Origin of the sequence: Chitinophaga sp., assembly GCF_017745275.1 — a bacterium.
In the GTDB taxonomy this organism is placed as follows: Bacteria; Bacteroidota; Bacteroidia; order Chitinophagales; family Chitinophagaceae; genus Chitinophaga.
Genome location: NZ_JAGHZS010000008.1, coordinates 58922 through 75187, shown reverse-complemented (window position 1 = coordinate 75187; position 16266 = coordinate 58922). Strand labels below are relative to the sequence as shown.

Below are 16266 nucleotides of genomic sequence, written 5' to 3'. Positions count from 1 at the left end.
CGCTATGGAAACGCAATACTTTCCTGCCACCGACCAGGGGCAGAAATTGAAATCTTATTGGAACAGACCAGGAGGTAAATTCGGCATCCTGATCGGATTGGGACTGCTGGTAGCCATCGGCTATTACGTAATTCCCATCCTGACATCAGTGGTTTGGAATACCCTCAACTTTGGTATCGCCCTGGTATGTTTGGGTGTATTCCTTTACTGTGTTACACACCGTAAACTTCGCCTTAGCCTGTTTTACCTGTACGAATGGCTCATGAAAAAACTCGTAGGCCTCGTGATTGAACTGGATCCCTTCCTCATCGCAGAAGATTATATCGGCGATATGGAGGAACAGCGCGAAAAATTGTACAATCAATCTGTTGAAGTAGACGCGCAAAAAGAGAAAATTGATCTGAAGATCAGTGATAAGGAAAAGGAAATGACACAGCTGCTGAGCCGCGCCAAAGCTGCACAGAACAATAACATGCTGCCGGAATTAGGAAACGCTACCAGGCAAATTGCCCGTGTGAAAGAATACATCGCACAGCTGACACCTATCCGCGATAACCTTGCACGCATTGGTGATTACCTTACCAAAGTGCATAAAAACAGCGGTTACATGATTGAAGATGCCCGCAATGAACTGGAACTGAAAAAAGACCTCTACAAGTCTGTGACCTCCGGTAACAAAGCGCTGTCATCTGCACTCAAAATTTTCAACGGAGATCCGGAGAAGAAACTGATGGTGGAACAATCTATGGAATTCCTGAAAGAGGACATCGCCACCAAACTGGCCAGTATGAAGAAAGCCATCAACTATTCAACCGACTTTATGCGTTCTATAGACCTGGATAATGCCACCTATGAACTGCAAGGTCTGAAAATGCTGGAATCTTACGACCCCGATAAAACATATAAACTGGATATACAGAAATGGGAACCTTCCCGCGTACCTCAGCAACCAGGTACCGTTCGTACTGACAACTACAACGATCTGTTAAGCTAACTAAAACAACAACAACCTCTAATCAACAAATATTACAACTATGGCCGTGAAAGTAAAACCCGGTGGAAAGGTTTTGGGCATCGTACTGCTGTTAGGTGCCATCTATGCAGGAAAAGTGTTATGGTGGGATAAACGCCCCCAACAAGCAAAAGCAGCCACCGAAATTGGAAAAGTAACCTTGCCGGATGCTGCGGAAGCTTCACTGAGTGGAAATGCCGTGAAATTGCCTTTACCAGAAAGTACAGAAGCTTTGAACGGCGGCACCAAAATCTCCTGGCGTGTAATGGCGTGGAACTCACAGTTCGCGCTGATGTATGCCAACGGTGGCGCCAATACTACCAAAGGTTCCTTGATAGATAAAGCTAAGTTACAGGTACAACTGGTACGCCAGGACGACTGTAATAAATCCATTGCAGACATAGTAAAGTTTGCACAGGACTATAAAAAGAATCCTAACACCACTGGTATCTTTGCTTCCTTCATGGGAGACGGTATGCCTGCTTTCTTTGCGGCATTGGCCAAAGAACTGGAACCACTGGGTCCGGACTATCAGCCAATTGCTTTCTATACCATGGGTAAAAGCTATGGTGAAGATAAACTGATGGGACCTGTGGAATGGAAAAGAGATCCTAAAACAGCTATCGGTAAAACCGTTGCCGGTGTACTCCGCGATGGTGACCTGAACATCATGCTGAAATGGGCAGGCGATAACAACATCCCTGTAAACCCGGATGAAACGTCCTATGACCGCAACGCGATCAACATCATTGCAGCAAACGATTTCCTGGATGCCGGCGCTAAATATATTGCAGGCTACAAAGAAAACCGTAAACTGGTAATTGATGGTAAGAAAACCAGCAAAGACACTACAGTAGGCGTAGACGGTGTGGCCACCTGGACTCCCGGCGACGTAAACGTAGCACAGAAAAAAGGTGGTCTGGTAAATATCGCATCTACCCGTGAATACACTTCACAGATGCCGAATATCACCATCACCATCAAGAAGTTTGCTTACGATCACCGTACAGACATCGAAAACCTGATTATCGCCCTGGCACAAGCCGGCGACCAGGTACGTTCTTTCAACGACGCGAAAGCCTTTGCGGGTGAAGTGTCTGCAAAAGTATACAATGAGCAGAACGGTGCTTACTGGCTGAAATACTACAACGGTGTGGAAGAAAAAGATGTACAGGGTCTGAATATCCCATTGGGTGGATCTATGGCCTTCAACCTTACCGATGCCGCCAATACCTTTGGTATGGGTAAAGATGCGATTGACCGTTATAAAATAGTGTACAGCACTTTCGGTGAAATTCTGGCTAAAATGTATCCTGAAATCATGCCTACTTATCCGGTATATACCCAGGTGGTAGACAAGTCGTTCCTGGCTTCTGTGGTGGCGAATCACCCAGAACTGCTGGAAGGTGCTGCGATCAAGGAAAAGTATGCAGATAACATTACTTCAGAAGTATCTTCCAAATCTTACCAGATTCAGTTTGAAACCGGTAGTGCCGTAATCAAAGCTGCTTCACATGCAGTACTGGATGAAATCCTGAAAAGCGCCGTCGTTGCTGAAGGTTTGAAAGTAGGCGTATACGGACATACCGATAACGTAGGTAATGAAACTGCTAACGAAAAATTATCCAACGAACGTGCAGAAGCGGTGAGAAATTACCTGGTAGGCAAAGGCCTGCAGGAAGCCCGTATCGAATCCAAAGGTTATGGTTCATCCAAACCAGTTGCAGATAACAATACCAACGATGGTCGTGCTAAAAACCGTCGTGTACAGATCGTATTAGGTCAGTAATAGTATGATTGTGTTGTTCAGGAATTAACTGAACAACACAATTCCCCCTTTCGTTCCACCCAATAACTTTAGACGTGATTAAATCTTTTTTTGAACCGCTGCGTGTACTCAACCGCCGTGCGATGGTATCGCTGGTGATTGCAGAAGTAATAATAGCACTGGTAGTATGGCAGCTCAGCGGAGGCGGATTGATTCCAACACCGCTTAAAGTATTGCAAACACTGGGTAAAATAGTACAGGACCCTTCCTTTATCGACAATTTATTCGCCAGCCTGGTACTCACCATCAAAGGAATGTTTATCTCGATTGTGATTGCACTGGTGATTAGTTATCTTTCTATTGTACCACTCTTTAATCCAATTGCGCGATTTGTGATTAAGTGCCGGTACCTGACTCTCACAGGCTTAACGTTTCTCTTTACCCTGTGGACGCAGAACGGGCATGAACTGAAACTCAGCCTGCTGATTTTTGGTATCGTTCCATTCTTTGTGACTTCATTATTGTCTGTAGTCGATGGCATCAACAAACAGGAGTTTGAGCTGTGTACCACCCTGCGTATGGGTAGTTGGAAAACCCTATGGGAAGTGATTATAGTAGGGCGTTTGGACCAGGTATTTGAAGTAATGCGTCAGAACTTTGCCATTGCCTGGCTCATGATTACTTCTGTAGAAGGATTGAGCATGAGTGAAGGCGGTCTTGGTGTAATGCTGATCCGCGCTAACAAATATGTACAACTGGATGTGGTATTCAGTACATTGGTGATCATCTTTTTGCTGGGTATCTTTTTCGACTATATTCTCGGTAAATTCAGAGAATGGTTATTTCCTTACACTAAACTGTCTACCCGCTAATGAACGCCAACGTATATACGAAACATGAACCGTTGCTGACTGCGGAACACCTTACGTTGCAGTATGGCGATAAAACCATTCTCCGCGATATTAACTTCTGTATCCATGATATTCACCGTCCTAATATGCAACAGGGACAGGTAGTTTCATTGATCGGCAGAAGTGGTATTGGTAAAACACAGTTGTTTAAGATGCTGTCTGGGCTGATTCAGCCAACACAGGGGGTAGTAAAAATTGATAACGACCAGCACCCCGTGAAAGCCGGGGAGGTAGGGATTGTACCGCAAAACTATATTCTCTTTAACCACCGTACTATTTATCATAACCTGAAAATAGGATTGGATAACGCTGCTGTAAAGCTCACGGAAGACGAGAAAAAGCGCATTATTGAAGACTATGCAGGCACTTTTCAGCTCACAGAACACCTGAAAAAATACCCGGCACAGCTCAGTGGTGGCCAGCGTCAGCGTGTGAGTATTATTCAGCAGGTACTTACCGGCAACAAGTTTATTTTATTGGATGAGCCCTTTTCCGGACTGGATGTGCTCATGATCGATAAGGTAATTCAATTGTTGATCAAAGTATCTACCCTACATGAAGAAAATACCCTGATTATTGTGAGCCACGATATTGAGAACGCGGCCGCTATTTCCGACACCGTTTGGGTGTTGGGTAAAGAAGAAGGCAAAGAAGGCGCTACTATTATCCAGGAATATGACCTGTGTGAAATGGGATATGCCTGGCAGCCGGAAATCCGTCAGGATGCCGGATTCCAGCAGCTCGTTGCCACTATAAAGAAACAACTGTAAGCAATAATATTATAACAATTTGTTTAGGGAGATGGAAACGCCATGGCGGTATCCATCTCCCTAAATTTTTCCCTTACCTGCTTGTTTGAAAAAATGGCAGTCCCTCAGAAGGTAGCATAAACTGCGCTTTTCCCTACATTTGCAATATTATGAAGAGAGTCATCGGTTTATTTTGCTTACTACCGCAATTATTACACGCGCAATCCATTCCGGTAAAGGACTACCCGCAAGGCTATTTCAGAAATCCGTTGAATGTTCCAATAGAGCTGGCCGGCAATTTCGGTGAGCTGCGTCCTAACCATTTCCACTCGGGAATGGATATTAAAACCCAGCAAAGGGAAAATCTGCCGGTACATGCTGCTGCAGATGGATATGTGAGCCGTATCGGGGTTTCCCACACCGGCTTTGGAAATGTGTTGTACATTACTCACCCGAATGGCTATACGACTGTATACGCTCACCTGAACGCCTTTTTCCCGGCGCTGCAACAATATGTAAAGAAGCAACAATACCAGGCAGAAAGCTGGGCCAGCGACCTGGCTATCCCTGCCGGCATGTTCCCGGTAAGGAAAGGCGATTTTGTAGCCTGGAGCGGTAATACCGGAGGCTCTGCCGGACCACACCTGCATTTCGAAATCCGCAATACCCAAACAGAAAAGCCGTTGAATCCATTACTGTTTGGATTTGATATTGCAGACACTCACGCACCAGACGTATACCGCATTGCGGTATATGACCGGGATAAAAGTATCTACGAGCAGCAACCTATTACGCTGCCCGTGAAAAAGGTGAACGGTGAATATGTTACCACACAGCCGGTCATTAAAATCAATGCCGCGAAAGCCAGCCTCGGTATAAGCGCTGTGGACCGCATGAACACGGGTAACATCTACGGTATATACGAAGTTACAGTTCTACAGAATGGCGAACCGGACATCGACTTTCAACTGGATAATATCGGCTACGAGGAAACCCGTTATCTGAATGCACACATCGATTATAAAGTGAAGAAGGGAGGAGGCCCTTACTATCAGCTGCTTTTCTCTTTGCCTGGCAACAAACTTGATATCTACCACGATCTCAAAGGCGATGGTACCATTCACCTGGAAGATGGGGCCGTACACGAAGTGAAGCTGTTGGTAAAAGATGCCTATGGTAATACTTCTACCGTGAAACTGCACCTGCAACAAGGTGGACCGGAGGCAGCAGACAGAACCTGCGCCAACGAAATGTATCCGGATTCACGTAACATTTTCGAAAATAACCAGGTAGAATTTTACCTGGATGAAGAAGCACTATATGACAAAATTTGCTTCAACTATGCAGAGACCCCGGCTGTAAGCACTAAGGCCTATTCTAATATATATCATTTGCATACCCCATTGGTACCGGTACACGACTATTTTAATGTATTGCTGAAACCTTCCCGTAATGTGCCGGAAAATCTGCAATCTAAAATAGTAATGGTACGCGAAGGCATGGGTAGTGGCGCTTCTGCCACTTCGCTGGAAAACGGCTGGTACAGGGGTTCTTTCCGCGACTTTGGGAACTTCCACCTGGAAGCAGATACAATAGCGCCTAAAGTAACACCATTGGGAGTGAAGCCTGGCGCCAATCTCGCTAAAGCAGGCAAAATAGCTTTTGCGATGAACGATGCCAGCGGCATCAAAAGCTATCGTGCAGAGCTGGATGGCAAATGGCTGCTGTTCTCCCGCAAAGGCAATGTGCTGACTTATACATTTGATGAACACTGCCAGCCCGGAACGCATATGCTGGTGATGAAAGTAACTGATATTGCAGGTAATGAAGGCACTTACCGCCTTTCATTCAAACGCTAGTATTTTAACAACAGCTAAAAAACGCTATATGACAAACTTAAAAGAAGGCAGTAAAGCCCCGGTTTTTAAAGGACATGATCAGCACGGCGAAAAGGTATCCCTGACTGACTTTAAAGGTAAACGTGTGGTGCTGTATTTTTATCCGAAAGACAATACTCCCGGCTGCACGGCACAGGCCTGCAACCTGCGTGATAACTATGATGTGCTGTTGAAAAAAGGATACGTGGTAATAGGAGTAAGTACAGATAGCGAACAAAGTCACCAGAAGTTTATCGAGAAATTTGATCTGCCTTTCACTTTACTGGCAGATGAAGATCATAAAATCGTAAACCAGTACGGTGTTTGGGGAGAAAAGCAAATGATGGGAAAAACATATGATGGCATACATCGGACTACTTTCCTCATCGATGAAAAAGGCGTGATTGCACATATCATCAAAAAGCCGGATACTAAAAATCACACGGAGGAAATCCTGGAACTCTGGGAGCCAAAGGCGTAAAGCAAAAAGCAAAAAGCAAAAAGCTGAAAGCAAAAAGCTATAAAAGCGAATGACCTAAGAAGATTAATATCCGCTTAGGTCATTCGCTTTTATAGCTTTTTGCTTTCGGCTTTTTGCCTTCCGCTTAATTTAAATTATCTCTTCTGGCGTTGTTTCTTAAACAGGTTACCTGTTTTGAACTTATTACCTTCAGGGCTACCTACACGGTCCATAGCGCAACGGAAACCAACAGTGTTAGTGGCCATATCTTCCTGCATGTAACGGCGGTTACCAGGTGAAAGCCAGTAAGCACGGTCATTCCAGCTACCACCTTTAATCACGTGGGATTTGTCGTTGATGAGTGAAGTGATACCGTAACCATATTCCACCTGTGAGAGGGAGTCACCATCCAGGTAGTTGATAACATCACCTTTCTGGTAGTTCAAACGGTTAGCACTTTCTTCATCAGTAACATCACGCATTTTCAGGTGACCGAGACTATCTTTTTCCAGTTCTTTATTTTCATTCTGATAAACAGTCTGGAATTTGTTACCACGGAAATAGTTGAAGTCTTCCCCATCAATAGGGTTCAGTGGTCTGTAAACGTCCAGTACCCATTCTGCTACGTTACCGGACATATTGTAAATACCGAACGTGTTGGGATAGAAGGAGCGGATAGGACCAGGGATAGAAGCACGGTCGTTCAAACCACCGGCCACACCCATGTTATCACCGGAACCACGCTTGAAGTTGGCCAGGAACTGACCTTGCATGGTACCGCGGCGGATATCACGTAAGCCACTGGTATTGGTACCCCAGGAATATACCTGTTTGTTCATGATCAGCTCTTCCCCATGTTTGCCTTCTTTTTTGGAAGGGCCAGGGTTCTGACCAATATAACCCAGTGCGGCGTACTCCCATTCTGCTTCTGTTGGGAGACGGTAGTTAGGTAACATTACACCATCTTCAAAAGCAGCATTACGGGGAGTTCCGTCTGCATTTTTAAATTGTTGTTTAGCGCTTTTAGACAACTTACCGGGAGTTCCTTCATATAAACCAGCCATGTAAGACTTGGTATCAAAGGTGTTGTCGTCTGATTGGTTGCCTACATCTGCTTTAGACAGCAGGCCTTTGTCCATCAGCAATTTTTCGTTTACACGGTTAGAACGCCATTTACAATAGTCAGTTGCCTGTTTCCAGGTAACACCTACTACCGGGTAGTCGTTGTAAGCCGGGTGACGGAAATAGTATTCTACCAATGGCTCGTTGTAGGCCAGCTCACTACGCCATACCAGGGTATCGGGCAGTGCATTACGGTAAACATCCGGGAATGACTCGCCATAAACGCGATTCAGCCAGTATAAATATTCACGATAATGTACGTTGGCTACTTCAGATTCATCGATGTAGAAAGAGGAAACAGTGATACGACGTGGAATATTGTTCCAGTCGCCCATTACATCCTGCTCCGTTGCTCCCATTGCAAACGTACCACCCTGTACGAAAACAAGTCCGGGCCCTGTTTGCTGGGCAACGTTTTTAGCTACGCTGAAACCGCCCATTTTTTGGTCGTTGTAGTTCCAGCCCGTAGCGGAAGAAGCTTCCTTCTTCTTACCGAAAAGTCCCCCGCCGTCTTTATGACAGGCACTCATGGATAGCATTACGCTGGTACCTACGAGCAATGATAAAGAGGTTAATCTACGCATGCGATACAGCTTTAGTCTAGTATATTTACAGTAAACGCAAATGTACTCTTTTTTATTTTATGGCGAAAAAAATTAATTTGTAATTTGCTGCCATTCGTCCATGCTGATAAAGGATTATCTATATCAACCGATCGAAAAACTGCGATTAAGATAATGAAACTCAATTATATTTTTATCGGGATATTCCTGCTTTCCCTATTTGGTAAACAGGAAATACATGCCCAAAGCAGTATTCGTCAATATAAAAAAAATTCTGTGCTGGCCAGCGGCAGCTGGTACAAGCTGGCTATCACCGATCCCGGTATCTATAAAATAGATGTGGCCTTTTTGAAAAGCATGGGAATTAACGCGGAGCAATTAGCCACCGGCAGTATCCGGCTGTTTGGTAACGGCGGCCAGATGTTGGGGGAGCCCAATGCCACGCCCCGCTACGACGATCTGCCGGAGGTAGCCCTGTATGCAGCAGACGGCGGCGATGGCATCCTGGATGGAAATGACTACCTGCTCTTTTACGCCCCTGGACCTCATCGATGGCAATATAACCCAGGTACCGGTGCATTTGTGCATCAACGGAACCTGTACGCGGATGCTGCCTGGTATTATATAACTGTTGGGGGAGATGGACTACGTATAAAGGCTAATGATCATCAGCCGGTTACAGGTGTCCCCGAATATGCGGTTAACTACCGGGCGTTTTTTGAGCGCGACAGCTTTAACTTCCTGAACAGCGGTAAGCAGTGGTGGGGTTCAGAATTCAGTAAAGTATTGGGGTTGTCGCGTAATTACCAGTTTTCCCTGCCGGCAGCGGCTACCAGCCCGGTAACTGTTCGCATGCGCGTGGCCGCCCGCAGCAGCGGTGGATGTAACTTTAATGCCACCGTGAACCAGGTCAACGCTATTACTAATTTATATCTCCTCCCGGTAACAGATAATGTTTTTGAAGGCGTAGCTACCGCGGCTACGGGCACCGGTACAGCAACTGCTGCCCGGTCGCAACTGGAGGTGGGGGTTATATTTGCGCCAGATAATATAAATGACCGGGGATGGCTGGACTACCTGGAAGTACAGACCCGTTGTCCGCTGGTAATGCCGGCCAACGGCCAGCTTGATTTTCGCAGTACACAGTATGTGGGGAGTACACAAAACAGCCGTTTTGCGCTGCATAACGCTGATGCGCAAACGAAAGTCTGGGATGTCACCGATCCGCTCAAGCCAATGTCAGTGAAGTGCCAACTGCAGGGCGATTCGCTGTTGTTCGCCGGAAGTAACGATAGTTTGCATGAATACATGGCTTTCTCCGATAAGGCGGCCTTACAGCCTTCATTTGTGGGGCCGGTAGCGAACCAGGACCTGCATAGCAATGGCCCCGCCGATATGATTATTATTACCACGCAGGCGCTGAAGGGACAAGCAGAGAGACTGGCCGCCCTGCACCGTGCACAGGACCAACTGCAGGTACAGGTTACCACCATAGACCAGGTATATAATGAATTTGCAGCCGGTAGCCCGGACCCAACAGCCATCCGTGATTACGTAAAAATGTTTTTCGACCGGGGGCCGGCGCCCCGCTACCTGCTGCTGTTTGGTGCCGCTTCTTATGATTACCGGCAACGCATTAAGAATAATACGAACGATGTTCCTTCCTGGCAAAGTGAGGCCTCCCTGGATGCGATCCGCTCTTATGTATCAGACGATTATTTCGGGATATTAAAAGATAAGGGAGATATTACCCAAACCGGTGTTCCAGACCTGCTGGATATTGGCATCGGCCGGATCCCGGCGCGCAATGTGGGTGAGGCAATGCAGGCGGTAGATAAAATTATCAGCTACCGGCAACCGGCCGCCTTCGGGCCCTGGCGCAACCAGGTAACCCTGCTGGCGGATGATGAAGATAATAATCTCCATTTCGATGATGCCGAAAAGATGGCCACTGTTATAGATGGCAATGCCCCATTGTTGAATACCACAAAAATATACCTGGATGCTTACCAGCAGGAACAAGGCCCGGGAGGCGCCATCTACCCGCAGGTAAACGCGGCTATTGCGAACCGCATCAATAAAGGCACCCTCTTGCTGAACTATTCGGGTCATGGCAGCAATGCCCGCCTGGCAGCAGAAAACATCCTGGATGCCACCAGCATTAATGCCTGGCATAACGATCATAAATTACCGCTGTTTATTACTGCTACCTGTGATTTTGCCCCTTATGATGATCCTGGTATCACATCGCTGGGACATAAAATATTACTTCAACAGCCCGGTGGTGCTATCGCATTAATGACGACTACCCGGGCTGTTTTTGCCGCATCTAACCAGTTAATGAATGCCAACTACCTGAAAATAGCTTTTACACCCGATGCCAATGGCCGGATGCCTGCACTGGGAACCGCTGCTATGTTGGCCAAGAACGCCACCTACAGCGGCTCTGCGGATGCCATTAATAACCGTAAGTTTCAATTGCTGGGAGATCCGGCGTTAACGCTGGCATTCCCAGCCTATAAAGTGGTCACAGACAGCATTAACGGGAATGTCCCAACAGATACAGATACTGTAAAAGGATTGGGTACCTATACCATTAAAGGACATATCACAGATGCACAAGGGAACCCGGTGCCAGGTTATAATGGAATACTTTATACTACGGTGTATGATCAGCCATTTATGCAAAAAACGCTTGGGAATGATGCTGGTAGCCAGGTTGCTGCTTTTAAAGTACAACAGCATGTGCTGTTTCAGGGAACACAAACGGTTAATGCAGGCAAGTTTTCCCTTACATTTGTAGCACCCCGCGATATTCGTGACGGCACCGGAAAAGGGAAGATCAGCTATTATACCAGTAACGACCAACTGGATGGTAGTGGTTATCTTAATAACATTAGCACGGGTGGCATTATTTCTTCACCCGGCACTGATATTACGGGGCCTGCAATCAACGCCTGGCTGAATAACCGGCAGTTTAGAAACGGAGATATTACAGGTCCGGATCCGCTGTTAATGATAGACCTGGCAGACAGTAGCGGCATTAATATAGCAGGAAATAATAGTGCGCATAGTCTGGTGGCGATTTTGGATAGTACTGAATATATTGTATTAAATGATTATTTTGAGTCATCTTTGAATAGTTATAAAAGAGGAAATGTACTGTTTCCCCTGAGTGGTTTGTTGGCAGGAGAGCATAGGATAACAATTAAAGCCTGGGATACCTACAACAATGCTGCAACAACCACCCTTTATTTCAAGGTGACCGAAGAGGGAATATTGGCTGTAGAGAATGTGAGAAATTATCCGAACCCTTTTCGGGATGTAACACGTTTTACTTTCCTGCATAATCAACAGGGACAAGAGTTACAGCTAACATTGCAAGTATTTACAGTAGGGGGGACACTGGTTAAAACAATGCATAGTACAATAATTTCAACAACTGGTCGTTATGAAGGCATGCCCTGGGATGGACGTGGTGATTCGGGAGCAAAATTACCTCCGGGGGTATATTTGTACAGAGTAACAATCAGGACCACTAAAATAGCGACGAGTAAGGGCGGTAAGCTGGTGTTGTTATAACCTATGTAAGGAAAATAATTTTTGCCATTATCCCAATTAAACCCCTTTCTGTGTTATATTAATAAATAAGATTATTTTTACATCCTTATCAAATACAAAATCTGCATGATCCGAAAGGTAACAATGGGCCTTGTGTTCATTTACGGTACTTTCATAAGTTTCAAATCCTCAGCACAAATTTCAACGGGGCAGTTAGATGGTCGTTCAGTACCTATTAACACCGCTGTACCATTTTTGCGAATTACACCGGATGCACGCAGTGGAGCCATGGGAGATGTAGGGCAAGGCCTTTCCGGAGATGCATATTCTATTTATAACAACCTTTCCAAGCTGCCATTCGCTGAAAAAAATGCGGGGATTGCAGTTACTTATACGCCCTGGCTGAAAGAGCTGGTAAACGACGTTTTCCTGGCCAGCCTGAACGGCTATACCAAACTGGATGAACAACAGGCCATCGCCGGGTCATTGCGTTATTTCTCACTGGGTACCATTGCTTTTACCGATAGAGATGGGCAGCCTATCCAGGACTTCCATGCGCGAGAATTTGCCCTGGATGCAGGATACGCCCGCAAATTATCAGAACACTTCGGTATCGGCTTAACCGGGCATTTCATTTATTCTAACCTGGCCAACGGTCAATCGGTAGATGGAATGCAGGTAAAGGCAGCCAAAGCCTTTGCGGTAGATCTATCAGGTTTCTATACAAAAGATTTTGAACGGGCAGACGGCCTGGTAAATAAACTGAACATCGGTGCGGCCATTTCCAATATGGGTACAAAAATTTCTTACCTGAGCTCTGCACAGGAAAAGGATTTTATTCCCACCAATCTCAGTATTGGTTCTGCCTATACTTTGGCGCTGGATGAAAACAATGAACTCACATTTGCCCTGGATATCAATAAATTATTGGTGCCAACACCGGATTCGGCGGGCAGGTATAAGACCAAAAGCTCCCTGGAAGGCATGTTCAGCTCTTTTGGAGACGCTCCCGGAGGATTTAAAGAAGAAATGCAGGAGCTGATGTATTCCCTGGGGATGGAATATTGGTACAATAAGCAGTTTGCCGTAAGGGCAGGTTATTTTAATGAGAACAAGAATAAAGGTAACCGTAAGTATTTTACAGCCGGTATTGGTGTGAAATACGACATATTTGGTCTTAACTTTTCTTACCTGGTGCCATCTGGATCCGGTACGCAACGTAATCCGCTGTCTAATACCCTGCGGTTTACCCTGACCTTTGACCTGGGACCAAGAGATGAAGATAGCCGTACAGGCTGGTAAAATATTATGCTAAGAAGCAAAGCAGCAAAGGCGCAAAGGACAAATAAGCTCTTTTGCGCCTTTGCTGCTTTGCTTCTTAGCGTGAAACACTTACCTTGCGGATTGGCAAAATGATTAAATTATTACAACTATGAGTAGGATACGTATTGGACTGGGTGTAGATTTTCATCAACTGGTGGAAGGACGCGAATTCTGGCTGGGAGGCGTGTTAGTTCCTCATCATAAGGGGGCGCTGGGACATAGTGATGCGGATGTGCTGCTGCATGCCATATGTGATGCCATGCTGGGGGCGTTGTCGCTGGGTGATATTGGTGTTCATTTCCCGGACACAGATAATGCTTATAAAAACATCGATAGTAAAATATTATTAGCCCGTTGTTTGCAATTAATTGGAGAAAAAGGGTACCAGGTAGTGAATGTTGACAGCACGCTTTGCCTGGAAGCGCCGAAAATCAAGCCTTATGTGCCCGCTATGCAAAAAGTAATTGCAGAAACACTGCATATCAGCATAGAGGATGTTTCTGTAAAGGCAACTACCACTGAGAAAATGGGATTTGTAGGCCGTGAAGAAGGTGTAACGGCCCATGCAGTTGTATTACTGGAGCATATCACCCAATAGAATTACGAATTATGAATTACGAATTACGAATTTGTGGGGAGATATTAGCAAATGTTATCATTCGCGTTTACCATCTACCCACAAATTCGTAATTCGTAATTCATAATTCGTAATTTTTTTAAAATATCTTTGTTCAATGGCGGATATTATAGTGAAAATCATCAATAAGTCTGGTAACGAATTACCGGCTTATGCAACGGCAGATGCGGCAGGAATGGACCTCCGTGCACATTTGGAAACAGCGGTTACTTTGCAGTCGCTGGAAAGGATGCTGATACCTACAGGACTGTTCATGGAATTGCCGGCAGGATACGAAGCGCAGATTCGCCCACGTAGCGGTCTGGCTATCAAGCAGGGATTAACATTGCTCAATACACCCGGTACTATAGATGCAGATTATCGTGGGGAGATTAAAATTATCATGATCAACCTATCCAACGAACCGCAAACCATACAACCTGGTGATCGTATTGCCCAAATGGTCATTGCTCCTTTTGTACAGGCCGTAATAGAGCCGGTTACTGTACTCTCTGAAACAGTAAGAGGAGTAGGAGGTTTTGGACATACCGGTAAATCCTGATAAATGCGGATATCCTTCACCGTTATAGGGCTGGCAGGTGTTTTATTAATAGGAGCTTGTAGTGGTGCTAAACAATCAGCATCACATGGCAATACTTCTGTTAGAAATGCTGCTGTGCTGGCACAGCGGGCAGATAGCCTCTTTTTTGCCGCGCAGCGTTCTAAAATGCTGGGCGACTATCGCACGGCTATTACCCAGTATGCGGACTATTTACGGCTGAATAAAAATAATGCGACAGTAAATTATGAACTGGCCCGCCTCTTCATAGAAGTACAAAACGCCGGCAATGCCCTCCTCTTTGCACGCAGAGCAGTAGCCCTCGATCCGGAAAACCATTGGTTCCAGGTAACGCTGGCTGATGCATATGCCGTCAATGAAAAATTCGATAGCGCCGCATTCGTTTTTGATGGGCTCACAAGGAAATACCCCAACAACGAAGATTATCTCTACAACAAAGGAATATTGCTGGCTAAAGCCAATAAACCTGCTTCTGCCCTGGCAGCCTTTAATCAGCTTGAAGATAAGGTTGGGGTAGTAGAGGAACTCATCTACCAAAAACAAAAACTCCTGCTTAAAATGAGTATGGTAGATGAAGCAGCAGCAGAGATTAAAAAACTCATTAAACAGGACCCGCAGGAAACGCGGTATTATTATTTGCTGGCGGAAATATATGATGCTAACGATCGCATCGAAAACGCTGCCGAAGTATACCATACCATTCTCGCGAAAGATCCTGATAATCCAAGGGCGCTGATTGCACTGGCTTCTTACGCAAAAAAAAATAACGATACAGCTACCTATTGGGGCAATCTTACCAAAGCCTTCGCTAATCCGGGTTACAGCATCGATGAAAAAGTAGCCTTCGTGTATCCCTACCTTCAGATGATGAACACGGATACGGCTAAACTCGATGAAGGCCTGCAGCTTACTTCCCTCATTATTAAAGCACATCCTAAAGATGCGAAAGCATACGCCCTTCGTGGCGATATGTTTTCACAGGCTGATATGCTTGATAGCGCGGAAACCAGCTATAAAAAAGCCCTGAGCCTGGATGATACGCGTTTTTCCGTATGGTACCAGCTCATGTGGATTTATTCCCGTAAGGAAGATCCTACAGCATTGCTGACGCTCAGTAACAATGTAACAAACAAATTCCCAAAGGAATTCATGGGCTATTACTTTAAAGGCGTAGCCAGTTTTCTTTTACAACAATACCCAAACGCAATTAATTCGCTGAATGCCGCACTGGAAATAGGAAATGGAGAGAAGCGATTCCTGGGGGATATTTATTCACTCCTCGGAGATTCCTACCACGCTACCGGGCAACACCGGCAATCAGACAGCAGCTACGAAAAGGCCCTGGTGCTGCGGCCCAAAGATGCGCTGATCATGAACAACTACAGCTATTACCTGTCGCTACGCGGAGAAAATCTCGACAGAGCCGCAGAGCTATCCAGACGGTCCCTGGAAATTGAACCAGAAAGTCCTACCTACATGGATACCTACGCCTGGATTCTTTTCCGGCAGGAAAAATTTGGAGAAGCAAAACAGTGGATTGAAAAAGCACTACAATACCCGGATGCACAGAAGAACCCCAATGTATTGGAACATTACGGGGATATCCTGTTTAATCTGAAAGAAGTAACAAAAGCAGTGGAATACTGGCAGATGGCGAAAGACAAAGGTGCTTCGTCTGTTGACCTTGCCAGGAAGATCGCTGAAAAAAGATATATTCAATAAGC

General features: G+C 45.6%; 12 protein-coding genes. 11 read left to right on the top strand and 1 reads right to left on the bottom strand.

What is annotated here, in order from left to right:
- The first annotated feature begins 4 nt into the window (after positions 1-4).
- The 6 genes from J7623_RS23525 to bcp all read left to right on the top strand — a co-directional run bounded on the left by J7623_RS23525 (position 5) and on the right by bcp (position 6798).
- Positions 5-994 carry a hypothetical protein gene (locus J7623_RS23525; RefSeq protein WP_291925007.1) on the top strand — a complete coding sequence of 330 codons (990 nt, stop codon included), beginning with the start codon at positions 5-7 and terminating at the stop codon, positions 992-994.
- Positions 995-1034: 40 nt separating this feature from the next.
- Positions 1035-2801: an OmpA family protein gene (locus J7623_RS23520; RefSeq protein WP_291925004.1), complete on the top strand. Its 1767-nt coding sequence runs from the start codon at positions 1035-1037 to the stop codon at positions 2799-2801.
- A gap of 74 nt (positions 2802-2875) precedes the next feature.
- Positions 2876-3652, top strand: a complete 777-nt coding sequence (locus J7623_RS23515) for an ABC transporter permease subunit (protein ID WP_291925002.1) — start codon at positions 2876-2878, stop codon at positions 3650-3652.
- On the top strand, positions 3652-4461 hold the full coding sequence (locus J7623_RS23510; RefSeq protein ID WP_291925000.1) for an ATP-binding cassette domain-containing protein: 810 nt from the start codon (positions 3652-3654) through the stop codon (positions 4459-4461). Before J7623_RS23515 ends, J7623_RS23510 begins: the two co-directional genes overlap by 1 nt.
- Positions 4462-4610: 149 nt before the next feature.
- On the top strand, positions 4611-6299 hold the full coding sequence (locus tag J7623_RS23505; RefSeq protein WP_291924999.1) for a M23 family metallopeptidase: 1689 nt from the start codon (positions 4611-4613) through the stop codon (positions 6297-6299).
- 28 nt (positions 6300-6327) lie between these two features.
- Positions 6328-6798 carry a thioredoxin-dependent thiol peroxidase gene (bcp, locus tag J7623_RS23500; protein WP_291924997.1) on the top strand — a complete coding sequence of 157 codons (471 nt, stop codon included), beginning with the start codon at positions 6328-6330 and terminating at the stop codon, positions 6796-6798.
- A gap of 134 nt (positions 6799-6932) precedes the next feature.
- On the opposite strand, the gene J7623_RS23495 is transcribed toward bcp, so the two are convergent.
- Complete coding sequence (locus J7623_RS23495; protein WP_291924995.1) at positions 6933-8483, bottom strand: SUMF1/EgtB/PvdO family nonheme iron enzyme; 1551 nt, start codon at positions 8481-8483, stop codon at positions 6933-6935.
- A gap of 153 nt (positions 8484-8636) precedes the next feature.
- On the opposite strand from J7623_RS23495, the gene porU reads away from it, so the two are divergent.
- The 5 genes from porU (at position 8637) to J7623_RS23470 (ending at position 16264) form a co-directional block, all read left to right on the top strand.
- Positions 8637-12044, top strand: coding sequence for a type IX secretion system sortase PorU (gene porU, locus J7623_RS23490; RefSeq protein WP_291924993.1), 3408 nt, complete (start codon positions 8637-8639; stop codon positions 12042-12044).
- A gap of 105 nt (positions 12045-12149) precedes the next feature.
- The gene (porV, locus tag J7623_RS23485) at positions 12150-13325 is read left to right on the top strand and encodes a type IX secretion system outer membrane channel protein PorV (RefSeq protein WP_291924991.1); all 1176 of its coding nucleotides are present in this window, start codon (positions 12150-12152) and stop codon (positions 13323-13325) included.
- 130 nt (positions 13326-13455) lie between these two features.
- Positions 13456-13944, top strand: coding sequence for a 2-C-methyl-D-erythritol 2,4-cyclodiphosphate synthase (gene ispF / locus J7623_RS23480; protein WP_291924989.1), 489 nt, complete (start codon positions 13456-13458; stop codon positions 13942-13944).
- A gap of 136 nt (positions 13945-14080) precedes the next feature.
- A complete protein-coding gene (dut, locus tag J7623_RS23475; protein WP_291924987.1) occupies positions 14081-14524 on the top strand; it encodes a dUTP diphosphatase in 444 nt (147 codons plus the stop codon).
- 3 nt (positions 14525-14527) lie between these two features.
- Complete coding sequence (locus tag J7623_RS23470) at positions 14528-16264, top strand: tetratricopeptide repeat protein (protein WP_291924986.1); 1737 nt, start codon at positions 14528-14530, stop codon at positions 16262-16264.
- Positions 16265-16266 lie beyond the last annotated feature (2 nt).